The following is a 22,004-nucleotide window of genomic DNA, read 5'->3' as shown; positions in this document are numbered from 1 at the left end:
GGAGAATAATAATGGATGAGCTAGATATTGCTTTTGGTATTCTATCGATTATATTCACTTATATTTTCAAAAAAGTGTATATAATGCCGCTTGTCAGCATAGTTGTTTCTGTCATACTAATGTTTACTGTTTTTAATCTATCTTTCTGGGGATGGGTTGTTGTCTATGGTTTAGTATCACTAATATTATCATATATTACAAATAGTATAAGGAAGAAAATAGATAATAGAAATAAATAATTATATTCCTTTGATTAAAAAGGTGATTCTCAGCCTTTAAATAACATGCCCCGCCCGCTATATAACCCATGCTGGCGTTTGCATTATCAGGCAAAAAAACATGGGTTCGGCATCATCTCCGAACCCATGCTGGCTTTATGATTTATATTCTTTTTTAACCTTTTGAAATATATCCGCATAGTTGGTGAACACACCGGTTACGCCCCAATTCAGCAGACGGCGCATGTCCGTCTCGCTGTTCACGGTGTAAGGGTGAAGCAGTAGGCCGTGGCTGCGAATGTTTCGGACATTTTGAGCGTTCAGCGCTTTGTAATCCGGTCCGATTCCGACGGCATATGTTTTGATGTCTGTTAAATCTGCGTCAGTCATTGAGGTCATCTGTTCCGCTTCAAGCAATTGGACGGCGGGAAGTTTCGGATCGAGCTGTTTGATTTTCAGAAGGCTCTCCCTGCTGAAAGACTGAATGATAACTTGTCCAAGTTTCGCATGCTTACCTGCCAATTTGTATTTTTTCAGTGAGGCGATCAGTTTTTCTTCCATACCCGGATATGTTTCAGGCGCCTTTGTTTCAATATAATAGTTTGCATGTCTGCCGAACCGTTTTAACACGTCATCAAGTGTGGGAACGCGAAGTCCGGCGTATTGCGGTTTTGCTTTTTCCGGATAGGCCTTATTGAACCAAGAACCGGCGTCGAGCTTTTGAATCTCTGCTAATGTATGATCCTTCACCCAGCCTTGTCCGTTTGTGGTGCGGTCCAGTTTTTCATCATGCATGACGATCAGCTTGCCGTCTTTTGTCATTTGTAAATCCAGCTCAATATAGTCAGCCTTCATTTTTTGCGCAGTTTCATAAGAAAGGATCGTGTGCTCCGGGACATACCCCGAAGCACCGCGATGGGCAATGGTTAAAATTCTGTCAGGAGACAAGAGGTTTCCTTTTCCCGCCGCCGATACAGGCGTGACGATGAATGACAATAAACCGAATGAAAGCAATACCAAAGCAAACAACTTATGTTTCCGCATGTTTTCTTCCCCCTTAAAAATCAATATCTGTCTCTAGTGTAGAAAATCGTTGTAAATGCTGTACTGCAAAAATATTAATCTTTTATGTTGTTTTCTTACACATGCTCCGCCCGCTTGCCCGTATTCCACGTCATCGCCAAGAAGACGATGGACAGCACGCATGAGGAGATAAGCATGATAAAGCCGCCGTTCCAGTCAAAGCGGTCTACGACATAACCCATGATGGCGTTGGCGAAAGCAGAGCCTCCGATGTAGCCGAAAAACCCGGTTAAGCCGGCTGCCGTTCCCGCCGCTTTTTTAGGCGCAAGGTCAATGGCCTGAAGTCCGATCAGCATGACAGGCCCATAGATTAAGAATCCGATGCTGATCAGCGCGATATTATCGATGAGCGGATGACCGGCAGGGTTAAGCCAGTAGACCAATACAGCGATAAATACGCCGGCCATGAACAGCACGCCGGCCGGTGCGCGGCGGCTTTTGAAAAATCGGTCGCTGATCCAGCCGCACAAAATCGTTCCCGGAATTCCCGCATATTCATAAAGGAAATAAGACCATCTGGAATCTTCAGGAGAGAACCCTTTCGCTTCCGTCAAATAAGTCGGCGCCCAGTCAACGACACCGTACCGCACGAAATAAACAAAGACATTGGCAAATGCGATATACCACAGAAATTTATTATTCAGCACGTATTTGAAAAGAATTTCTTTGGTCGTCATCTCTTTTTCCTGGTCTTTGAACGCATGTTTCGGATAGTCATTCCGGTATTCTTCAATCGGCGGAAGCCCGCAGGATTGCGGCGTGTCCCGAACGAGAAGAACAATCACAAATGAAATGACGATGGCGATAATCGCCGGAAAGAAAAATACGCTTTTCCAAGTAACAAACATGGCGATGCCGAGAGTCACGAGCGGGGCGAGAATACCTCCGCCTATGTTATGGGCGACATTCCATATCGACATTTTCGTTCCGCGTTCACTGATGGAAAACCAATGAGCCATCGTCCGTCCGCAAGGCGGCCAGCCCATCCCTTGAAACCATCCGTTAATAAACATAAAAATGAACATAATCGTCACGCTTGACGTGACCCATGGCATGGAAACAAATAAAATGTTGACGACACCTGACAAAAACAGACCTGTCGCAAGGAAATACCTCGGGTTGCAGCGGTCAGACACCATCCCCATAATAAATTTGCTGAAGCCGTAAGCGATTGATACGGCCGCAAGCACCAAGCCAAGTTCCCCTTTTGAAAACCCTTGTTCCTGAAAATAAGGAATAGCGAAGGCAAAGTTTTTGCGAAGTAAATAATACCCGGCATACCCGATGAAAATCCCCAAAAATACCTGCAGCCTGAGCCGTTTATAGGCCGCATCCGTCTTTGAATCATCCAATCTCTCAATATGCGGAGCCGGCTTGAACAATTGAAACATCATATCCTCCCCTTTGCTGAACGTCTATCATGATGTATGTATGACTCCTTTCCTTGAAAATGACAAAAAGAACCAGAAATCACCCTTATGAAAGGGCGCGGTTTCCTGGTTCTCCTCATCTCCATCCAAAAATCATTAACTTGTATATGATAGCGCTTTCTTAAATTATCACAGTCTGGCGTGAATGTAAACGCTTTAAGGAAAGTTTTCATTTTTTTGAATAAATAACCGGAGGGAATATCAGCCGGAGCGCGAAAGATTTGATGTACTCGATTTTGTACTCAGGCATAAGATGTGTTAGGCCGAACTAAGAAAAGCGAAGGGAGTGCATCTGTTGATTGATGAATTGGATTTTGCGTTCGGTGTTCTGCCGCTTTGTATCATCATCCTGTCAGTCGCCGGAACGTACCTGTTTAAAAACGCGTTCATTATGCCGGCTGCCGCTTTGGCCGTTTGCCTTATATGCACCTTTACCATATTGAATTTCTCGTTTATCGGGTGGGCCGTCGTATACACGCTCGTCTCTTTCGCGTTATCGCATATTACGATGGTGGTGATCAGCCAAAATAAAAAATAGGATCGGCGGCAGCCGATCCAGCTATCAAAAGCAGAGATGCGTTCTCTGCTTTGTTTTATTTATGAATGTGCAGGAATTCCTTGATGACCGCGGTCTGTTCTTCTTTCGGATAGCTTCTGTACAGATGGCTGGCTAAGCGGACGGGGTCACCGAAGAAGTACCGCTCATATTGTGTCTGCCTTGTTCCAAAGGGGCTCATGGTCAAATCCCATGCGAGGCGGAACACTTTTACCCGGTCCTCAGCGTTCAATTCGGCCGCCTGTAAATATTGGTCAAGGTCTCCTCTGATGTCGGAACGGAACGCTTTTTCAGTCGGCAAAGTCACCATTCCGCTTGCCCCGATCAGCTGGATGATTTCCGTGAAGCGCGGGTAGATGTCAGGGAAAATCGCGCTGACCACGCGAAGCGGAGTGACACTCGGACGCATATAACCCCATTCGTCTGTTTCCGCATCATTCTCCGACTTTTCCAAAAGGGCTTTCATCGTTTCCAGACCGGTGATGATCTCAGCCATCTTGGCCTGAATATGCTGATATTCCCCCACATCTATCGCATCGACAAGCGTTTGGGCGAGGCCCAGGAGAAACTCCGTCTTTACAATTTGTCTCGTGATAACTTGATGAAATGCGAAGGCGTTAAAAGAGCTTTTCATATTAAAATCAAAAGCCGCCTCATAATTATTGTAAAAAAATACGCGTTCCCAAGGGACCAAAACGTGATCAAATACAACGATAGAATCCATTTCTTCATATCTTGAGCTGAGCGGATAATCAAACGATGATTTTCCGAGTACGAAAGATTCCCTGCAGATGAATTTTACTCCCTTTGTATTGGAAGGGATTGAAAAAGCGAACGCTTCATCCGATTCAAAATACATCTTAGGCAGAGAAACCACGAGCACTTCATCCGTCAGGCCGCCTTGTGTGGCTAAAATCCGCGCGCCGTGTATGATGAGGCCTTTTTCATTTTTATCGACGACTTTTGCCGAGATAGGTGTCGGCGATACGTTTACACCCATTTGTGAACGATTCACCTGAGGGGTGATAAACGTGTGCGTAAAAGAAAGATCCTGTGCGGCAGCGCGTTCGTACAGCGCTTGAACATGTTCCGGAAAACAATGATCACGGTCTTTCAAAAGCGCGGCAGAGGAGGCGAAGCTCATCAGCACGGTATTCATATAATCCGGGCTTCGTCCCATCATTCCGTGCGTGTGTCTGGCCCAATGTTCGAACATGTTTCTTCTTCTTTTTACGTCTTCTTTCGTTTTCGGCTGCATGTATGAAAGCCCGGCCCGTTCTTTTTTACCGGGAAGACTGTAAGTCATTTGATCTTTCATGTCCGGTTTCGTTTGCAAATCATAAAGAGAGCGCTTCGTTTCCAGAAGGCCCTTAAATGCGGGATGTTCAGAAATCTGTCCCTCGATCTTTTCACCATCAAGCCAAATCTCATTTCCTAGCTGATTTAATCGGTCAATGAACATTTTGCCATTAATGATACCCATCATGTCGCCCTTCTTTCTTTGCAGATCCACTACCTCATTATATTGAAAACGAAATTGGGTGTTCCGGTTATTTCCAAAGGGGAAGAGCCTTTTTTGATAAGGGGGGTGAAGGGATTGCATCATAAAAAAACCCCTTAAGCAGAGGGGTTTTTAACTGATCATGTCTTTGTATCGTTGTTCGAGGACAAAGTCTATCATTCCGGTGATACGGGTGTTTTCAGATTTTTGTCTGAAACGGTCAGACACTTGGATTTTCCTTGAAAACGGAAATACAGCAAAAATCCAAACAAGGCCGGCCAGGCCAAAAACCATCTGCAGAGCCATTTCAATCAAATCATTAAAATGAGTGCTGAAAAAAAAGATATATAACGTGATGAATGTGACTGTACATACGATTTTGACAGTATGTTGGAAGGTGAGGAGCGGTTCAGTGAAACACATTTTCATTTGATTCAGTGTGAGCGAATCTTGTTTCATTAAATATGTAAGCAGTTCTTTGTCATTTTGACTTCGCGGAATCAAATCATTTTCTATTTTTTGAACGGTGTCCTTGTATGTCTGCATATCAATCTTCATACGAATCCTCCTTAAAAAATAACTCCAAGAATACTCATTGAGCATTCCTGGAGCAAGGAGCTGCCTGTTCAATTATAGAAATAGTGATAAAACTGTGCTGAACAAGGCTGCAGCTCCTCCTAATTCAGGTGCTAAAACGACTAAAGCACCGATCCCTACAATAACAATAATTCCTGCGCCTGCAATAGCCATGGTATTCACGACAGAATCCCAATCCGGAGAGTACACCTCTTCGGAATCCGGCAATCTGAAGCTCTTTTGTTTTATTTTAAATGTAATGGTAGTTGTTAGTCCAGTAGTAGCACTGTCGCCGACCGGAATATCAGGTGTATAAATTTTAAATTGAATATTCAGCGATCCCGCAGCCGGATTGACATACACTTCTAAATAACCGTTGCGGACTGACAAGCTCAGACTGTTAAGCAGGTTTTGATACGAATCAATTTGTGATGCTGTAAAAGAGACTTGTGAATCTCCCATCAGACCGGTAATATAAGCTCCCGGTTTGCCATTTGTAATGGTAACTGTGTTGGGAGAACCTTCGCTTGGCACTGTTGCCAAAAGTGAAGTAGATAAAAGAATATCCATTTCAGGTGATGCATAAATGGTTTCTGTCTTGTCGAATTCAAACATGGCATTCGCAAGATTCGATATATTTTCTAAAGCAGGAATGGTTGTTAAAATGTCCGTCAGTGTGCGCAGTCTTGCATCATACACGGGATCAGAAGGCGGATGGACGCTGCTTGCACCCGAGTCTTTTCCGGAGTATCCGTCTTTGTCAATGGCGACTTTTCCCGCTCCGCTTCCGATCGTTCCTTCATAAAATTGATCAAAAGCCCAGTTTTTCGGCATCGGGTATCCGAGGTTGCCGCTGAATCCGGTCGACATGTTAGCCGTAAAGCTATATTTGGTCAGACCTGCTTCTGACGTCCGGATACAAATGTTTCTCGGTCCGTATACCCCGATTTCATATTTCGGCGCAGTTGAGAACGCCTGCATTTTCATAAAAGCTGACTTGATTTCTTGGAAGTAAGGGATGATTTTATCCGTGACTTCATAATCATACGCATCAAAATCGACGGCAAAGTAAATGGTCGTTCCTGACGGAAAACCTAATCTTCGGGCGGCTGATGCAGCGCTGTACGCATCTCTCGTTCCTTGGTCTTTTACAAAATAAGAAGATTCATAGCCGCCGTCCTGATAAATCGGAAACACGCTTAAGCCGGCATTGAAAATCGCGGAAAGTTCTTTTGACGTTAACGCTTTCGATGTCAGTCCGCTGCTAGTCCGCACATTCCCGGTCAGATATCTTCCCACGATCTTATAGCCATTCTCACGCAAAGTTTTAGCCGTATCTGCCGTCAAAATGGCAGCGGTGTCACAAGCTGAAGCAGCCCGCGTTGTGTCACCTGAGCTTGATAATAAAGCTTTAATCGTCGGCATGTCCGCATAACCTGTCTGCGGCAGGCACATAAATTCTTGGAAAGCTTTCACTGCCGATACAACTCCGACGCCGTATTTTCCGTCGAATTCACCGGGGTCAAATGATTTCCCATTACAGTAAAGCGCGTATTGAACAATCAAAACAAAGCCTGTCCGTGAATCGCCGGGAGTCAAGGTAGGACATAAGCTGGTCGTTCCGTTCCCGAAAAATCCATTGGCGACGCTTGTGCTCATGCCTTCTTCTTTTTGCAGAGCATAAATGAGAGCCTTGTTTGTATTGCGGGCATATAAGCCGTCACAAGGCATCAAGCCGATGTAGTCATTGTAATCCCGGTTCAGGTTCTGCTGGATTTGGCGGATTCTTTTGTCGCCTCCCGCTACTAACCGAAAAGCGCTCATATCCAGCAAAGCCTTCATAATGAGTGCCGTGACAATGCCGTCTTGCTTAGTAAGTCCGGCCGCTTTTTGAAACTCTTTTACAGCGCTTTCGGTATTTTCATAGAAAACGCCAGAAAATCCGCCCGGGTTAAACCCTTTACACCACAGCGCCCCCTGCAGAATGTAATTCATGTTTGTCGGCTTAGAATCGGGAGCCTGCTTTTTCAACGGTTTAAACAATCTTTGTGTCGTCGGTCCGAAGTTATCGGCGGGTTCTGAAATACCGAGCTCAATTTGAAGCGCCCGTGTCAGACCGTAAATGGTAGCCCAGCCTGTTTTTCCGTTTTCCGGCACCTTGTTGTACCCGTGTCTGCCTTTGTACGTCTCATTCAGCCATTGTTGTGTTTCCAGGACCATTTCGTCCATTGGAATCCCTCCATTACGTGTAGTGTGCGTTCATTCATAGGTGGCAAACGTATGACAGTTTGTCATGGGCGTAGGAGTTTGTCAGAGGACAGCCCCATCATACAAACGCCGATAGAGAGGCATTGATAGGTAAAGATCTCTCTATGACAATTGATACAAAAACAGCAAAATGGATAGCGCTTTAAAGTAACTTTATCACTTAATCAAAAATAACAAGAATCATAAGTAGTAGTCATATAGTCATTTTCAGGGCTGTTTTCATCTCTCCCTGCAGTCAAAATGGTTAGTTGGACGGATTTATGATTAGCTATATTGTCATTAACATAAATAGGGTAAATAGTTACAGGAAGGAAGGATTTTCTCGATGAAAAGCAAAAAGATTTTTAAGTCGCTCATCATTATTTTTACTCTTTTAATCAGCGGAATTGGTTTTATGGGTTTTTCTTCTCCGCAAAAAGCAGAGGCTAAAGACTGGCTTCATACTTATAAAAGCGGGTATTTCACTAACTATGTGATCAATACATATCATCCTAAATTCACTAAGACGACAAAAAAGTACAGCTTGAGAGCCGTGACTTTTAAATCCAACAGTAAAGGGAAGGGCACGTATAAAATATACGTTCAAAAGCAAGTCAACGGCAAAGGTGCCTGGAAAACAATCAAAACCGCCAATGCAAAGAAAAATGGAACGACTTATTTTGAAACACCTTTGTTAAAAAAAGGAGATTCATACCGATTTAAAATGGTCAATCAAGGTTCGAAAAAACGTGTCAATTATAGTGCGAGTTGGATTGTATTCGCTTCATAATTTTGATTTTCAGCTTATAATGTTTTAGCTGCCGCAGCTGCGGCAGCTTTTTATTTTCTCCGGAGCTCAACCGCCAGGGAGCCCGCACCTGTCTCTTCGGGCGTACGTTTGTATTCACCGCATCATTCTGGATTATGCGGAAAGGTACATCGCTTCAATGAAAAGCCGATCCCGGGTCCTTTTGATTTGTTTGAAAATGTTCTGATATAAAAAAGGCGTGCCGCGGTGTAAAATGGCTATATTGATAAAAATGGAGGTTGAGATGGATCAAGATTATATGACTGAGCTTGTCTCAGTCCAGCTGAAGAAAATCCGGTCGGAGAGAGGCTACACACAGGAGAAAATGGCGGATGTGATCGGCCTTTCTAAAAAGTCGCTGGTGCAGATTGAGAAAGGGCGGGCGCTTGCGGAATGGCCGCACGTTGTGGCGGTTTGCGCGCTTTTCAGATCAAGTGAAACACTGCAATCCGTATTAGGAGATGATCCGCTGGAGGTCATTGAAACGGTTGCTCACCGCACAATTGACAGGCCGAAGGGGAAGACGATGGGCGGCAAGGTGTGGTGGAAAGCCATCGAGAAAAAAGGCGAGTTCCGCTTGCAGCAGCATTTGATTTCCCACCATTACCGCATCCTTGATTCTTATGATGATCTGTGGTTCAGCAGTTTTGAAAAGGCAGAAGCTTTGGAGCGGCTTGATGAGCTGTTTTTGGAGGCGGAGGAAGCGAAGCGCTGACGCACCTCCGGTTGATGTATTTTCTGACAAGTGAGAAAATATGTATAAATTCCAGCCAAAGGAGAGATTCGCATGAAGCCTGAAGATATCGTCCGAAGCGGCCCGAATCAGTACATATGCAAGGAAGGAATCGCAAAAGAACTTCCGGGGCTGCTGGAGACATTCAGAAAACCCGTTATTGTGACCGGAATCAAATCTTATCAGGCGTTCTCCGATTACGGCGGCGGTTCTTCCTGGGATGTGATTCAGCACAAAGGATACTGTTCACCTGAGGCGGTGCGTAAGGTCTGCGGGCAGGCGGAAGACGCGGATGTGATCATCGGTATCGGAGGCGGCACGATTTTGGATTTGGCAAAAGCGGCGGCAGACCGCCTTGATATTGAGGCTGTGATGCTTCCTTCCATTACGGGGACGTGTGCGGCAAGTACGCCGTTGAGTGTCATATATGATGAGAGCGGCAATTTTATCAGAGTTGATTATCACAAGCGTTCAAGCTATTTGACGCTTGTTGATCCGCTGTTTTTGCTTTCCTCTCCCATTGAATATATGAAAAGCGGGATCGGTGATACGCTGGCGAAATGGTATGAGGCCGAGGCGGTCATCAGAAATACGGAGGAAGCGCCGCCGCTGATGGCGCAGGCGGGACTGAGACAGGCGGAATATATCCGTCATCTGTTATTGCGTTACAGTGAAGCCGCCGTCGTAAGCATGGAGAAAGGCGAGCTGTCCGTGCCGTTCATCCATACGGCGGAAACGATCATTATGCTTGCGGGAACGGTCGGCGGGTATGGCGGCCGTTTGTGCAGGATGGCAGGGGCGCATGCGGTCCACAACGGCCTCAGTTTTCTTCAGGAGACACATCAGGTGCTGCACGGCCAGAAGGTTGCTTACGGCATATTGGTGCAGCTCGCGCTTGAGAATCGGAGACATGAGATTGAAGAGCTGCTTCCGTTTTACCGCCGGCTCGGTTTCCCCGTCAGTCTCTGTGCTCTCGGCATCCTTGACAACCATGAGGAAGCAAAGCGCCGCATCGCTTCTCACGCCTGCCGGGCGGAAGAATCGTTATGCTTAATGGGGCAATATTGCGAGAAGGACGTGTCAGCGGCGATTGAATCGCTCGAATCAGCACAAAAGACAGGATAGAGCTTGTAATCTGTCTTGTCTTTATTTTTTGAATATTTCCGTTATAATGAGTGGGGTAAAGAAAGGGAGGGGCCAAAGGACATGTATCAGGCGAAGAAGATGTTGTTATTAGGATCAGGCGAGCTGGGGAAAGAAGTCGTCATTGAAGCGCAGCGGCTCGGGGTTGTCACTGTAGCCGTTGACAGCTATGAGCATGCTCCCGCCATGCAGGCCGCGCACAAAAGCTATGTGATTGATATGCTTGATAAAGCGCAGGTCAGAGAAGTCATTGAGAAAGAAAAACCGGACTTGATCGTGCCGGAAGTGGAAGCCATTGCGACGGATGAGCTGCTGAAGCTTGAGGAAGAAGGGTTTCACGTCATTCCGAATGCGCGTGCGGCAAAGCTGACGATGGACCGTGAAGGCATCAGACGGCTTGCGGCAGAGACGCTTCATCTTCCGACTGCCGGCTATGAATTCGCGAATACATATGAAGAATTTAAAGAAGCGGCGGAAACAATCGGCTTTCCGTGCGTGGTAAAGCCGCTGATGAGCTCTTCCGGAAAAGGGCAAAGCGTGTGCCGCTCGGCTTCCGGGCTGAAAAGCTGCTGGGACATGGCAATGGAAGGCGGCCGGGTGAAAAACGGCCGGGTCATCGTTGAGGAATTCATTCCGTTTGAATCAGAAATCACTCTTCTGACAGTGCGCGCGGCGAACGGTACGTCCTTTTGCGCGCCGATCGGACATGAACAAAAAGACGGTGACTATATTGAATCATGGCAGCCTCATCATATGACGGAACAGCAGATTGAAGAGGCGAAACACATTGCGAAAAGCATAACGGACGAGCTCGGCGGATACGGTTTGTTCGGGGTGGAGCTTTTCCTTACTGAAGATAAAGTATATTTCAGCGAGGTGTCTCCCCGTCCGCATGATACGGGGCTCGTAACGCTTGTGACGCAAAATTTGTCAGAGTTTGCGCTGCATGTCCGCGCGGTCTTGGGATTCCCGATTCCGGAAATCATTCAGCTGTCGCCGGGGGCAAGCCGTCCGCTGAAGGCGCCCAAAGAGCTTGCTGATTATGCGGTTGAAGGTTTGGAGAAAGCTTTGGCGGTAAAAAGCACTCAGGTCCGCGTATTCGGTAAACCCGTCACGAAAGTCGGACGCCGTATGGCGGTTGCGCTTTCTGCAGCCGAGACCGTTGAAGAGGCCAGAGAAAGAGCGGCCGAAGCACTCAGTCATTTATCAATTACATAAAATGATCTTAAAAGGCGTTTTGACCGTAATGGTAAGGCGCCTTTTTTGTTTGGACAGACTATATACTGGAAAACAGGGTTGTGAGATAATGTATGAGGCCGTTTTGTGCCGGTTTTTTAATTCTTGAAACTTTTTATGTCCGCAATCGTTATATGTAATGTTCTCATTTCACGGAGAAGGAAATAACAATACATCATACGGCTTTTCATTCATCAAGAACGGACAATCCGGATCGCAGCATGGAATATTTAAGCAGGGTAATCCGGAATAGAGGAAACCATGATTGCTTACCTTAATATGAACGGCGAAAAAACAAAAATCACCAGATTAGATTGTTCAAATAACACCAAATGCTGTATAATAAAAGAATTTGAATGATAGCATTGAAAGGATTTCATTTTATGTTTCCGTAAAATGGAGTCTTTATGCATACGCAGTCCGATTTGATATGGTTTTAATTGGAGGTTTGTGTAAACTGTGAATTATATACCTAGTATGATTACAATTGGAAATTTTATTTGCGGGCTCTTATCGATTCATTCCCTTTTGTATCATAATATACACTCTGCGGTGATCTTTATTTTCACCGGGATGTTTCTTGATTTCTTTGACGGTTTGGCCGCCCGTAAGCTGAACGCGGTATCGGAGATGGGAAGGGAGCTTGACTCTTTTGCTGATCTCGTGACGTTCGGCGTAGCGCCGTCCATGCTCGCTTACAGTGTTTCACTATATACGCTTCCGTTCATCGGAATTTTAATCGCGCTTTCCTACAGCATCTGCGGGATGATCCGTCTTTCCAGATTTAATATTGAACAAAGCAAGCTGCCGACGTTTATCGGGATGCCGATTCCGTTTGCGGGTATGTGTCTTGTCATTTTGAGCTTTATCAATAACGCTTTTCTTCTGGGGGCGGGAACGATCGCGCTCGGTTATTTAATGGTCAGCAACATTAAATTTCCGCACTTTAAAAAACAGGCGCCTGAAAACCTGGAGAGCAGAAGATGGAATTAGTTCAGCAATTAATATCCGATTACGGATATATCGCGATTTTTCTTATGCTGACACTCGGTATTATCGGATTGCCTATTCCGGATGAAGTCATGATGACGCTTGTGGGTTACTTCGCTCATTTAAACGTGCTGAATTACGGGCTCTCCATTCTGATCAGCTTTATCGGAGCGCTCCTTGGGATGATTATCAGCTACTTCATCGGCAGAAAAGCCGGCCGGCCGTTTATTAATAAGTTCGGGAAATGGGTCGGCCTGAAGGAAAAGAGGATGGAGAAAGTAGACAGGTGGATGAAGAAGTACGGGCCGTACACCATTATTTTAGGTTATTTCATCCCCGGCATCAGACACGTGACCTGCTACTTTTCCGGAATCGGCAGAATGGAATTCAAAACCTACTTATGCTTCGCCGCCATCGGAGCGTTTTTATGGTGTTTTATTTTTATTACTATAGGAAAATTCATAGGAGTAATCAATGTTTAATACTGCCGCTAAAGTTCTTTACCGTTCATTGATTGAACTGACTAATAATCGATTGACGTCTTATCTCATTAAAAACTTCTGTGAATCGAAACTGAGCAAGCCGATGATTCCGCTGTTTTCCAAACACTATCGCATTAACTGGAATGAAACGGAACGCACGGCTTCTGACTTTGATTCACTGGCGTCATTTTTCATTCGTGATATTAATTTGAATCTCCGCCCCGTGGCAAAAGAGAAGAACGCCATCGTCAGCCCGGTGGACGGCGTCGTTCAGACGGTGGGCATGATTAATCCCAATCAAACTTTCATGGTAAAAGGGAAGGATTATTCGTTCGCTGAACTGACGGGGTTTAAAAGCGCCGATCACAAGTATAACGGCGGGTGTTTTGCCGTGCTTTACCTGAGCCCGAGACATTACCACCGCTTCCATTCTCCCGTCAGCTGCACGTATAAAAAGCTGGCCGAGCTGGGGAAACGCTCCTATCCCGTTAATACGATGGGGTTAAAGTACGGGAAAGATGTGCTCTCAAAAAATTACCGTTATGTGTACGAGCTGACCCGTGCTGATCAGCAGATGCTCATGATTCCGGTAGGTGCGATGAATATTAACTCGATCGTTCAGACAAACACCGGAAACCGGCTTGAGACGGGGGAAGAGCTGGGCTATTTTTCATTTGGATCGACCGTTATTTTAGTATTCGAGAAAGGTATGTTTACCCCTTCGGATAACCTGACTGAAGGCCGTGAATTACAGGTCGGTCAGATCATCGGTTATGCGGAGTCACAGGAGGAGGCGTCCGCTTTATAAAAGCTGCTCCTCTTTTTTATATGGTGTAAGGAAGTGGACTTTATGGAAGAAAAGGATTTGGGAAAGCTGATCGAACAGTACCGGCATACAGGCGATCAGCAAATTCTTGAAGCGGTGCGGGATGCATGCCGGCCTGTCGTTGAGGCGCTCATCTCAGAACTGGCTGAAGACAGCGCCGATCTTCTGCGGGCAAAAGGCCGTGACCGTTTTCCGTTTATTATCGGCAAGTATCAGACCGCGGCCGGCCTTTCGCTTGAGACCTTTTTGCGCAATACGTATCGGTTTTATTTTCAGCAGGTTTTAAAAGGCGAAGCGTGACTGGAAGAAAGAGTACGGACGGAAATGTTCATCTTTCGCCCGTTTTCCTGTATGATATAGTATAGTGTGCGTGATCATTAATATAATTGAACAGGGTGTATAAATCATGGAAAAACAATATAGAGTTTTACTTTATTATAAATATGTAAAGATTGATGAGCCTGAAGAGTTCACGGCTCAGCATTTGAAGTTTTGTAAGGAGCTCGGTCTGTTAGGCCGTATTTTGATTTCTGAGGAAGGCATTAACGGCACGGTGTCCGGAACGGTTGAACAGACGGAACAATACATGAATGCGCTGAAAGCTGATCCGCGTTTTGCCGACATGCCGATTAAAATTGACGAGGCTGACGGCCATGCATTCCGCAAAATGTTTGTGCGCCATAAAAAAGAGCTGGTGACGCTTCGTCTCGAAGATGATGTTGATCCGAATGTCACGACGGGCAAGCATTTGAAACCGAAAGACTTTTATGAGCAAATGCAGGATCCTGACACGATCGTGATCGACGCCAGAAACGACTATGAGTATGACCTCGGTCATTTCCGCGGAGCGGTCAGACCTGATATTGAGGCGTTCCGTGAGCTGCCGGACTGGATTGAAGAACACAAAGACATGCTTGAAGGCAAAAAAATCCTCACGTACTGCACAGGCGGCGTACGCTGTGAGAAATTTTCCGGCTGGCTGCTGAAGCAGGGCTTTGAAGACGTGTCCCAGCTTGACGGCGGTATCGTCACTTACGGTAAAGATCCTGAAGTGCAAGGGCAGCTGTGGGACGGACAGTGCTATGTGTTTGACGAAAGAATCAGCGTACCGGTCAACCGCGTAGAGCACGTTATCATCGGAAAAGATTATTTCACGGGCGAGCCGTGCGAGCGTTATGTGAACTGCGCAAATCCGGCATGTAATAAAAAAATGATCTGCACACCTGAGAATGAATACAAATACATGCGCAGCTGCAGTCACGAATGCCGTACGAACGAACGAAACATGTATGTGAAAGAGCACGAAATGACTCAGGAAGAAATCAATGAACGCCTTGCTTTGATTGAAAAAGAGGATCATGCGGCGATTGATTAATAGAAAAGACCACCAATGAGGTGGTCTTTTTTGTGTTTACATACTTTCTGTCCGGGCGGTCTGGTCTGCCGTGACGGGTCCTTTATATGTGAAGGCTTTTTCCCATTTGGATACGACGATGCAGGCGACCGCATGGCCGGGCACGTTGACACCGGTTCGCGCCATGTCCATGACGCGGTCGACACCGGCAATGATGGCGACGCCTTCCGCAGGGAGACCGACGGCATTCGCTGTCGCCAGAAGCACGACGAGTGAGCCTGACGGGACGGCGGCAATGCCTTTGCTTGTCATGACGAGCACAAGCATCATCAGAAGCTGCTGAGAAAGCGGCATCTCCACATGAAACGCCTGCGCCAGGAAAATACAGGACACCGATAAATAGAGGCTTGAACCGTCACAGTTAAGCGATAAACCTGACGGAACCACAAAGGAGACGACCCGCTTCGGACAGCCGTATTTCTCCATCCGATCCATCAGCTGAGGCAGAATGGTTTCTGTGCTTGTCGTGGAGAAAGCGATCAAAAACAGATCCCAAATCATTTTCAGCACTTCAAAGTACTTGATTTTAAAGATAAGCCCCACGATCGGAAACAGAACGAAAAGGATCAGGAACAGCCCGAGAAACACAGTGCCGATCAGCTTCAGCATCGGGAGCAGAAGCGCGATTCCGAATTGCCCGACGGAGGCGGCCATCAGGGCGAGAACGCCGATCGGAGCGGTGACCATCACCATCTGCGTCAGCTTGAACATAATATTTGCCGTGGATTCGAAGAAACTCATGACAGGTGCGGAGGCTTTGCCGATGCCGGCTGCGGCAACACCGAATAGGATCGCGAAAAAAATGACGGCGAGAAGATCATTTTTCGCCATAACGTCAATGATGTTAACGGGGATAATATCAAGAAGCATTTGTTTCAGATCGACTACTTTTTCCGTATAGCCGGAAAGCTCGTGAATGTCTTTTTTAGCAAGATGAGAGAGGTTAAGTCCGACTCCCGGCTTCAGCACGTTCGCCAATAACAGACCGAGCGCCAGAACGAGCGTCGTAATCACTTCAAACCAAATAATCGTTTTGATGCCGAGACTGCCCATTTTTTTCATACTGCCGCTGCCGGCGGCTCCGATAACAATGGTCGAAAACACGATCGGCACGACAATCATTTTAATCAGGCGGATAAATCCGTCTCCTACAGGCCGCAGCGCCATCCCGAAATCCGGGAAGAAATGGCCGATCAATGCTCCGATGGCTAAAGCGATCAAAATCTGGAATGCGATAAATTTTTTCAAGCGAATCCCCCTTTTACTTGCGCATTTCTTACGTAATTCGTGAAGCAGGCGGCAACCACCTTCCTGTCCGCCATAAATTTGTCACATGATTGACTGTGCGAAAGGAAGGATTGCTTTACATTATGTAAGCGCAATCATTGAATATGACAGAAAGTCCTCATTGAAAAAAATGAAGGAGCATAAGAATAAAGAAAGATTTCCGCTGAAAATATTAAAAATTTTGATAATTATCCTCTTATAAGTGGTATATTTGATATGATATGGTCAACTGCATTCTCATATATCTGTGCACACAAGATTCGGGACAGAAAAAACATGCAGCCCAGAGAAGACTGAAAATTTAAACAATTAGAAGAAAGGTGTGCTTTTGTTGAATCAACTGATTGAAAGACGTAAGGTCATAGCTAGAAAAGAAAAACCGGATTCCGCTTCATTGGGATTTGGCAAGTACTTCACAGATTACATGTTTGTCATGGATTACGAAGAGGGGAGAGGGTGGCATGATCCGAGAATCACACCTTATGAACCGGTCCATCTGGATCCTTCCGCATCGGTTTTCCATTACGGGCAGGCCGTATTTGAAGGGCTTAAGGCTTACAGGTCAGAAGACGGACGGGTGTTGATGTTCCGTCCTGACCAAAATATAAAACGGCTGAATAAATCGTTACGGCGGATGAGCATGCCGCCTCTTGACGAGAAGCTGGCGCTGGAAGCATTGATACAATTGGTGGAGCTGGAGCAAGAATGGATACCGATAGAAAAAGGAACCTCTTTATATATCCGTCCGTTTGTGATTGCGACTGAGCCTTCTTTAGGCGTCCGGCCTTCAAAGCGTTACAAGTTCATGGTTGTTTTGACGCCGGTCGGTTCGTATTACGGCGATCAGCTGAAACCGATCCGTATTTATGTGGAGGATGAGTATGTGCGCGCCGTCACCGGCGGAGTGGGCGACGTCAAAACGTCCGGAAATTATGCGGCCAGCTTACAGGCTCAGCGGAAAGCCGAAGAACTGGGGTATGATCAGGTGCTTTGGCTCGACGGAGTGGAAAAGAAATATGCCGAAGAGGTAGGCAGTATGAATATCTTTTTCATCATAAACGGAGAGGCCGTAACGCCGGCGTTAAACGGAAGCATTCTCGGGGGCATCACACGCGCATCTGTGATAGAGCTGTTAAAAAGCTGGGGCATCCGTGTCAGAGAAGAACAGGTCGCCATTGATGACATCTATGAGGCTGCAATGAGAGGCGAGGTGTCGGAGGTATTCGGTACGGGAACCGCGGCCGTCATCTCGCCGGTCGGCGCGCTGCATATTCACGGAGAAACGATTGAACTGAATAACGGTTTGATCGGTGAAGTGTCAGAAAGGCTCTATGAAACGATTGCCGGCATCCAAGTCGGGAAGGTGCGGGATTCGTTCAGATGGGTCGTTGAAGTATAAATGAAAAAGAACCCTTGCGCCGCAGGGTTCTTTTTTTGGTTATTGGGATTTTACGGCTTGCACGCGGGCTCTGCTTTTCCGGTTTTTCAAGTAATAAGCGGTGTAGCAAACGGCCATAAATACAATTCCGCAATAAAGGGCGATGGCCTGGTTCGGATCAAAAGCGATGCCGATACAGGAGGCGAGGCATAGGAGAAAGGCCGCTATCGGTACGGCCGGATATCCCGGCGTCCTGTATTTCAAGTCTGAAAGCTGGTGCCCTTCTTTAAGAAACCGTCTTCTGAACAAAAATTGCGATGCGGCGATGCTCATCCACACAGCCACTACCGCAAATCCTGAGACGGAGACGAGAACAAGATAGACTGTATCCGCTGCAAATACGCTTGACAACAACGACAGAATGCCGCCGATCATACTGAAGATCAGAGCGTTAAAAGGAATGCCTTTAGAGGTCAGCCTGGCAAAGGCGGGATGAAGCTCCCCTTCTTTAGACAGGGACCACAGCATACGTGATGACGCGTACAGCCCTGAATTGGCCGCGGACAGAAGCGCCGTTAAAATGACGAAATTCATCAGATCGGCCGCATAAGGCACGCCGACTCTGTCAAATACCGTGACAAACGGGCTTTCAATCACACCGGCTTCCTTGATGGAGATCATCCCTGACAGCACAAAAATCGTTCCGATAAAGAAAAGCGCCAGCCGCCATACTGTGGTCTTAATGGCGCGCGGAACGGTTTTTTCCGGATCGGCGCTTTCCCCGGCGGCGATTCCGATCAATTCCGTCCCTGAGAAAGCAAAGTTTACTGAAAGCATCGTCATCAGTATCGGGAAAAAGCCATTTGGAAAAAGGCTGCCGCCATCCGTAAAGTTCGACAGCATAGGGGCGGCCTCACCGCTTTTCATCGGGACGAGGCCGAACATCGCCGCTCCGCCCAATAAAATAAACAGTAAGATGGCTAAGACTTTAATGCTTGAGAACCAAAACTCCGATTCAGCAAAAAATTTCACGGAGAAGGCGTTTAATAAAAAGATGAAAAGAGCGAATACCGCACTCCACATCCAAACTGAAGTATGCGGGAACCAGCGCTGCATGAAGAGCCCGGCCGCCGTGAATTCAGAGCCCAGCGCCACCGCCCACGTCAGCCAGTACAGCCATGCGACCGTAAAGCCCGTCGCGGGCCCGATATAGGTCTTCGCATAGGTGTGGAATGCGCCCGTCACCGGCATGGCCACTGACAGTTCACCGAGGCAAAGCATGACAAGATAGACGATGCCCGCGCCCAAAAGGTAAGCGAAAATGGTGCCCGCCGGACCCGCCTGATGAATGGTATACCCAGAGCTTAAAAACAGCCCCGTTCCGATCACACCTCCGAGTGATAGCATAAAGAGGTGTCTGCTTTTCATACTTCTCTGAAAATTCGTCTCGTTCTTGTTGTTCATTGTTTTCCAACTTTCTGCGAGGGCCGTTCTAATAAAAAATCTCATGCCGGCGAACGGCACGAGATTCCGGCGAACCGGCTTTTTGAATAGAATATACAAACTATTCCGATTAGTCAAGTTGTTTTTAAGGTCTTGGCCCAATCGGCAATGGCTTGGATGTCCGCGGGTTTCGTCCGGCAACAGCCTCCGATCAGGCTCACGCCGTTTTCGTACCAGCTTTGCGCGCTTTTTCCGAAATGGTTTTCGCACGCTGCGCCTTTCCAGGTTTTTGTCACCGGGTCATATTGTTCGCCGGAGTTCGGATAGGCGATAATCGGTTTGGATGCTGCCTGTTTGATTTCTTCTATCAGCGGCGGAATATATTCGATCGGTGTGCAGTTGATGCCGATCGCTGCGATTTGGCTGCAGGAGTCAAGCAGGGCCGCGCATTCGGAAATAGGCGTGCCTTCGCTGATATGCCGCCCGTCTTTGGCGCTGAAGCTGATCCATGCGTAAGTGCCGGGGAATTCCTCCAGCAGCCTTGTGATCGCTTTTGCTTCTGACAGGCACGGAATGGTCTCACAGGCCAAAAGATCGGCGCCGGATTCTATGAGGGCTTTCATCCGGGGGCGGTGAAAGCTGATCAGCTCATCTTCCGTCAGTCCGTAATGCCCGCGATATTCAGAGCCGTCAGCGAGGCTCGCGCCGTAAGGTCCGATAGAAGCGGCGACCAAAGGTTTGGGCCGGTGTAAACGGTTTTCTTCATGCGCCCAAAATTCATCGCGTGCTTGTGCGGCAAGTTCAACAGATGTCTGAATGAGACGTATCGCATCGGTTTCCGGGATGCCGCGCGCTGCAAATCCTTCAATTGTTGATTGATAACTGGCGGTGATCGCGCAATCAGCGCCGGCGGCAAAATATTCTGCATGCACCTGTTTGATCAGTTCGGGTCTCTCCAAAAGAATTTTGGCCGACCACAGATCGTCATGTAAATCACAGCCCATCCGCTCAAGCTCGGTTGCCATCGCGCCGTCTATGATCATAACCGGGTATTCATTTAATATTTGTGTAATGGGATTCATAGGCCTTCCTTTCTGACTTTACTGAAAATATATAAAAAGGGTAATGGACGCTATTCTCTTTGTCAATGAACCGGCGGAAAAAAGGTGTTCAGGACGCTGCCCGAACACCTTTTGTTTAGGAAATGTTTTTGCCTTTCGCGCTTTTCGCGATATCTGAATACTCCCAGCATTCGATCCCGTCATCATCAGGGAGCACATCTCTGTAAAAGACGGGGTCCTTTCCGGCTTTCTTTTGCCGGGCATAATCGCTCAAAGCGGCAAACGCTTTTTTCGACAGAAGGAAAATCGCGATTAAGTTCACGACCACCATTAAACCCATGAACAAGTCAGCCATATCCCACACAAGCTGGACTTTGGAAATACAGCCGAACAGTACCATTCCGAGCACGCAGATGCGGTAAATGAACAGCCACTTTTTGTTCTGGCTTAAAAATCCGATATTGGTTTCTCCGTAATAATAGTTGCCCATCAGAGCGCTGAAGCCGAACAAAAGCATTAAGACGGCAAGGAAACCTGACGCCCACGCGCCGACATGATCGCTCAAGGCGGCCTGAGAAAGCGCGATGCCGCTCAGTCCCGGCTGGTGATAAGCGTCTGAAAATAAAATGATAAGTGCCGTGCTTGTACAAATGACGAGCGTATCCGTCAGGACGCCGAATGCCTGAATGAGCCCCTGTTTCACCGGGTGGCTCGTCGTAGCTGTCGCCGCCGCGTTCGGAGCGCTTCCCATACCCGCTTCATTTGAGAAAATCCCGCGTCTTACACCTTGCATCAAGGCCGCACCTAAAGCGCCGCCCGCTGCCTGATCAATGCCGAACGCATTTTTTACGATTAGCGACAGAACGCCGGGCAATTGGGTGATATTCGTCAGAATGACAAAGAAAGCGACACCGATATATAAAACGGCCAAGACGACTACGATGTATTCCGCCATTTTCGCAATTCGTTTGACGCCGCCGAAGATTACGCCGCCGAAAACCAAGATTAAAATAATGCCCAATGTAAGCCGGCTGGTGCCGAACGCGTTTTGAAAGGCGACGCTGATCGTATTGGATTGAACGGAATTAAAAACAACCCCGAATGACAGTGTGATTAATACGGCGAACAGCGCGCCCATCCAGCGTTTCTTCAGGCCTTTTTCCATGTAATAGGCCGGGCCCCCGCGGAATCCGTTTTGATCTTTTACTTTATAAATTTGGGCCAGCGTGCTTTCAACAAAGCTTGAAGCCGAACCGATGACTGCGATGATCCACATCCAGAAAATAGCGCCCGGACCGCCGAGTGCGATCGCAATGGCGATTCCGGTAATATTCCCGGTTCCGACACGCGCCGCCATACTGATGCAAAATGCCTGAAACGGGGAAATGCTGTTTTTTGTCCGGGCGGCCGCGCCTTCCTTCAAAACCCGGATCATTTCCTTCAGCATGCGGACTTGCAGACCCTTTGATCTGAACGTAAAAAACAGTCCCAGAGAAAGAAGCAGTACGATTAACAGTTTTGACCATAAAAAATCATTTGCCGAGCCGATTACATTTTCAAGGAATTCCTGCATCCAATCACCTCTTGGTTCA

Annotated in this window: 21 protein-coding genes; 12 read left to right on the top strand and 9 right to left on the bottom strand. The window is 47.1% G+C overall.

Annotated elements, in window-relative coordinates; translation table 11 throughout:
* The first annotated feature begins 11 nt into the window (after positions 1–11).
* The gene (locus tag C5I45_RS18345; protein ID WP_107994563.1) at positions 12–239 is read left to right on the top strand and encodes a DUF2651 family protein; all 228 of its coding nucleotides are present in this window, start codon (positions 12–14) and stop codon (positions 237–239) included.
* A gap of 135 nt (positions 240–374) precedes the next feature.
* Here the strand turns inward: C5I45_RS18345 and C5I45_RS18340 are convergent, their stop codons facing one another.
* Together C5I45_RS18340 and glpT are read right to left on the bottom strand one after the other, a co-directional pair.
* A complete protein-coding gene (locus C5I45_RS18340; RefSeq protein WP_003156727.1) occupies positions 375–1,262 on the bottom strand; it encodes a glycerophosphodiester phosphodiesterase in 888 nt (295 codons plus the stop codon).
* Positions 1,263–1,357: 95 nt separating this feature from the next.
* Positions 1,358–2,692: a glycerol-3-phosphate transporter gene (glpT, locus tag C5I45_RS18335; RefSeq protein WP_003156725.1), complete on the bottom strand. Its 1,335-nt coding sequence runs from the start codon at positions 2,690–2,692 to the stop codon at positions 1,358–1,360.
* A 334-nt stretch (positions 2,693–3,026) separates the two neighbouring features.
* Here glpT and C5I45_RS18325 point away from each other — a divergent pair, with 334 nt between their 5' ends.
* On the top strand, positions 3,027–3,269 hold the full coding sequence (locus C5I45_RS18325) for a DUF2651 family protein (protein ID WP_003156724.1): 243 nt from the start codon (positions 3,027–3,029) through the stop codon (positions 3,267–3,269).
* A 55-nt stretch (positions 3,270–3,324) separates the two neighbouring features.
* Here C5I45_RS18325 and hpaB read toward each other — a convergent pair whose 3' ends face one another.
* The 3 genes from hpaB to C5I45_RS18310 form a co-directional block, all read right to left on the bottom strand.
* Entirely contained in the window at positions 3,325–4,770 is a 1,446-nt protein-coding gene (gene hpaB / locus C5I45_RS18320; protein WP_107994562.1) for a 4-hydroxyphenylacetate 3-monooxygenase, oxygenase component, read from the bottom strand.
* A 150-nt stretch (positions 4,771–4,920) separates the two neighbouring features.
* The gene (locus C5I45_RS18315) at positions 4,921–5,346 is read right to left on the bottom strand and encodes a hypothetical protein (protein ID WP_015388753.1); all 426 of its coding nucleotides are present in this window, start codon (positions 5,344–5,346) and stop codon (positions 4,921–4,923) included.
* A gap of 72 nt (positions 5,347–5,418) precedes the next feature.
* Positions 5,419–7,593: a glycoside hydrolase domain-containing protein gene (locus C5I45_RS18310; RefSeq protein ID WP_107994561.1), complete on the bottom strand. Its 2,175-nt coding sequence runs from the start codon at positions 7,591–7,593 to the stop codon at positions 5,419–5,421.
* Between the two features lie 364 nt (positions 7,594–7,957).
* On the opposite strand from C5I45_RS18310, the gene C5I45_RS18305 reads away from it, so the two are divergent.
* From C5I45_RS18305 to trhO, 9 genes are all read left to right on the top strand, one after another.
* Entirely contained in the window at positions 7,958–8,401 is a 444-nt protein-coding gene (locus tag C5I45_RS18305; protein ID WP_014304257.1) for a hypothetical protein, read from the top strand.
* Positions 8,402–8,663: 262 nt separating this feature from the next.
* Positions 8,664–9,134, top strand: a complete 471-nt coding sequence (locus C5I45_RS18300) for a helix-turn-helix transcriptional regulator (protein ID WP_003156718.1) — start codon at positions 8,664–8,666, stop codon at positions 9,132–9,134.
* Positions 9,135–9,206: 72 nt separating this feature from the next.
* The gene (locus C5I45_RS18295; protein ID WP_107994560.1) at positions 9,207–10,277 is read left to right on the top strand and encodes an iron-containing alcohol dehydrogenase family protein; all 1,071 of its coding nucleotides are present in this window, start codon (positions 9,207–9,209) and stop codon (positions 10,275–10,277) included.
* Between the two features lie 81 nt (positions 10,278–10,358).
* Positions 10,359–11,513: a phosphoribosylglycinamide formyltransferase 2 gene (gene purT, locus C5I45_RS18290; RefSeq protein ID WP_014304260.1), complete on the top strand. Its 1,155-nt coding sequence runs from the start codon at positions 10,359–10,361 to the stop codon at positions 11,511–11,513.
* Positions 11,514–11,990: 477 nt separating this feature from the next.
* Positions 11,991–12,524, top strand: coding sequence for a CDP-diacylglycerol--serine O-phosphatidyltransferase (gene pssA, locus C5I45_RS18285; RefSeq protein WP_003156712.1), 534 nt, complete (start codon positions 11,991–11,993; stop codon positions 12,522–12,524).
* Positions 12,515–13,003: a DedA family protein gene (locus C5I45_RS18280; RefSeq protein WP_003156711.1), complete on the top strand. Its 489-nt coding sequence runs from the start codon at positions 12,515–12,517 to the stop codon at positions 13,001–13,003. The genes pssA and C5I45_RS18280 overlap by 10 nt, the downstream gene beginning before the upstream one ends.
* Positions 12,996–13,811 (top strand): phosphatidylserine decarboxylase, encoded by an 816-nt coding sequence (locus C5I45_RS18275; RefSeq protein ID WP_003156710.1) that lies wholly within the window; start codon positions 12,996–12,998, stop codon positions 13,809–13,811. The genes C5I45_RS18280 and C5I45_RS18275 overlap by 8 nt, the downstream gene beginning before the upstream one ends.
* Positions 13,812–13,853: 42 nt before the next feature.
* Positions 13,854–14,129, top strand: a complete 276-nt coding sequence (locus C5I45_RS18270) for a hypothetical protein (RefSeq protein WP_003156709.1) — start codon at positions 13,854–13,856, stop codon at positions 14,127–14,129.
* Between the two features lie 106 nt (positions 14,130–14,235).
* Positions 14,236–15,204: an oxygen-dependent tRNA uridine(34) hydroxylase TrhO gene (gene trhO, locus C5I45_RS18265; RefSeq protein WP_003156708.1), complete on the top strand. Its 969-nt coding sequence runs from the start codon at positions 14,236–14,238 to the stop codon at positions 15,202–15,204.
* Positions 15,205–15,240: 36 nt separating this feature from the next.
* Here trhO and gltP read toward each other — a convergent pair whose 3' ends face one another.
* Complete coding sequence (gene gltP, locus C5I45_RS18260; RefSeq protein WP_014304261.1) at positions 15,241–16,491, bottom strand: glutamate-aspartate/proton symporter GltP; 1,251 nt, start codon at positions 16,489–16,491, stop codon at positions 15,241–15,243.
* Between the two features lie 370 nt (positions 16,492–16,861).
* Between gltP and C5I45_RS18255 the strand changes: the two genes are divergently transcribed.
* A complete protein-coding gene (locus tag C5I45_RS18255; RefSeq protein WP_107994559.1) occupies positions 16,862–17,929 on the top strand; it encodes a branched-chain amino acid aminotransferase in 1,068 nt (355 codons plus the stop codon).
* A gap of 39 nt (positions 17,930–17,968) precedes the next feature.
* On the opposite strand, the gene C5I45_RS18250 is transcribed toward C5I45_RS18255, so the two are convergent.
* From C5I45_RS18250 to C5I45_RS18240, 3 genes are all read right to left on the bottom strand, one after another.
* Positions 17,969–19,372 carry an amino acid permease gene (locus C5I45_RS18250; RefSeq protein ID WP_024084846.1) on the bottom strand — a complete coding sequence of 468 codons (1,404 nt, stop codon included), beginning with the start codon at positions 19,370–19,372 and terminating at the stop codon, positions 17,969–17,971.
* A 113-nt stretch (positions 19,373–19,485) separates the two neighbouring features.
* Positions 19,486–20,433 carry a homocysteine S-methyltransferase gene (gene mmuM, locus C5I45_RS18245; protein WP_107994558.1) on the bottom strand — a complete coding sequence of 316 codons (948 nt, stop codon included), beginning with the start codon at positions 20,431–20,433 and terminating at the stop codon, positions 19,486–19,488.
* A gap of 115 nt (positions 20,434–20,548) precedes the next feature.
* Complete coding sequence (locus C5I45_RS18240; RefSeq protein ID WP_014304265.1) at positions 20,549–21,985, bottom strand: alanine/glycine:cation symporter family protein; 1,437 nt, start codon at positions 21,983–21,985, stop codon at positions 20,549–20,551.
* Positions 21,986–22,004 lie beyond the last annotated feature (19 nt).

The sequence above is a fragment of the Bacillus sp. ZY-1-1 genome, assembly GCF_003047165.1.
GTDB lineage: Bacteria > Bacillota > Bacilli > Bacillales > Bacillaceae > Bacillus > Bacillus velezensis.
The sequence above is the reverse complement of the archived record's forward strand: the minus strand, read 5'-3'. Positions and strand labels throughout refer to the sequence as shown.

What these genes read in the sequence shown, in the direction of transcription:
- C5I45_RS18280 (WP_003156711.1), top strand. Translation starts at nt 12,515, where the DNA reads ATGGAATTAGTTCAGCAATTAATATCCGATTACGGATATATCGCGATT.
- C5I45_RS18310 (WP_107994561.1), bottom strand. Translation starts at nt 7,593, where the DNA reads ATGGACGAAATGGTCCTGGAAACACAACAATGGCTGAATGAGACGTAC.
- C5I45_RS18250 (WP_024084846.1), bottom strand. Translation starts at nt 19,372, where the DNA reads ATGAACAACAAGAACGAGACGAATTTTCAGAGAAGTATGAAAAGCAGA.
- hpaB (WP_107994562.1), bottom strand. Translation starts at nt 4,770, where the DNA reads ATGGGTATCATTAATGGCAAAATGTTCATTGACCGATTAAATCAGCTA.
- C5I45_RS18300 (WP_003156718.1), top strand. Translation starts at nt 8,664, where the DNA reads ATGGATCAAGATTATATGACTGAGCTTGTCTCAGTCCAGCTGAAGAAA.
- mmuM (WP_107994558.1), bottom strand. Translation starts at nt 20,433, where the DNA reads ATGAATCCCATTACACAAATATTAAATGAATACCCGGTTATGATCATA.
- C5I45_RS18270 (WP_003156709.1), top strand. Translation starts at nt 13,854, where the DNA reads ATGGAAGAAAAGGATTTGGGAAAGCTGATCGAACAGTACCGGCATACA.
- C5I45_RS18295 (WP_107994560.1), top strand. Translation starts at nt 9,207, where the DNA reads ATGAAGCCTGAAGATATCGTCCGAAGCGGCCCGAATCAGTACATATGC.
- C5I45_RS18340 (WP_003156727.1), bottom strand. Translation starts at nt 1,262, where the DNA reads ATGCGGAAACATAAGTTGTTTGCTTTGGTATTGCTTTCATTCGGTTTA.
- C5I45_RS18305 (WP_014304257.1), top strand. Translation starts at nt 7,958, where the DNA reads ATGAAAAGCAAAAAGATTTTTAAGTCGCTCATCATTATTTTTACTCTT.
- trhO (WP_003156708.1), top strand. Translation starts at nt 14,236, where the DNA reads ATGGAAAAACAATATAGAGTTTTACTTTATTATAAATATGTAAAGATT.
- glpT (WP_003156725.1), bottom strand. Translation starts at nt 2,692, where the DNA reads ATGTTTCAATTGTTCAAGCCGGCTCCGCATATTGAGAGATTGGATGAT.
- C5I45_RS18315 (WP_015388753.1), bottom strand. Translation starts at nt 5,346, where the DNA reads ATGAAGATTGATATGCAGACATACAAGGACACCGTTCAAAAAATAGAA.
- C5I45_RS18275 (WP_003156710.1), top strand. Translation starts at nt 12,996, where the DNA reads ATGTTTAATACTGCCGCTAAAGTTCTTTACCGTTCATTGATTGAACTG.
- C5I45_RS18345 (WP_107994563.1), top strand. Translation starts at nt 12, where the DNA reads ATGGATGAGCTAGATATTGCTTTTGGTATTCTATCGATTATATTCACT.
- C5I45_RS18240 (WP_014304265.1), bottom strand. Translation starts at nt 21,985, where the DNA reads ATGCAGGAATTCCTTGAAAATGTAATCGGCTCGGCAAATGATTTTTTA.
- purT (WP_014304260.1), top strand. Translation starts at nt 10,359, where the DNA reads ATGTATCAGGCGAAGAAGATGTTGTTATTAGGATCAGGCGAGCTGGGG.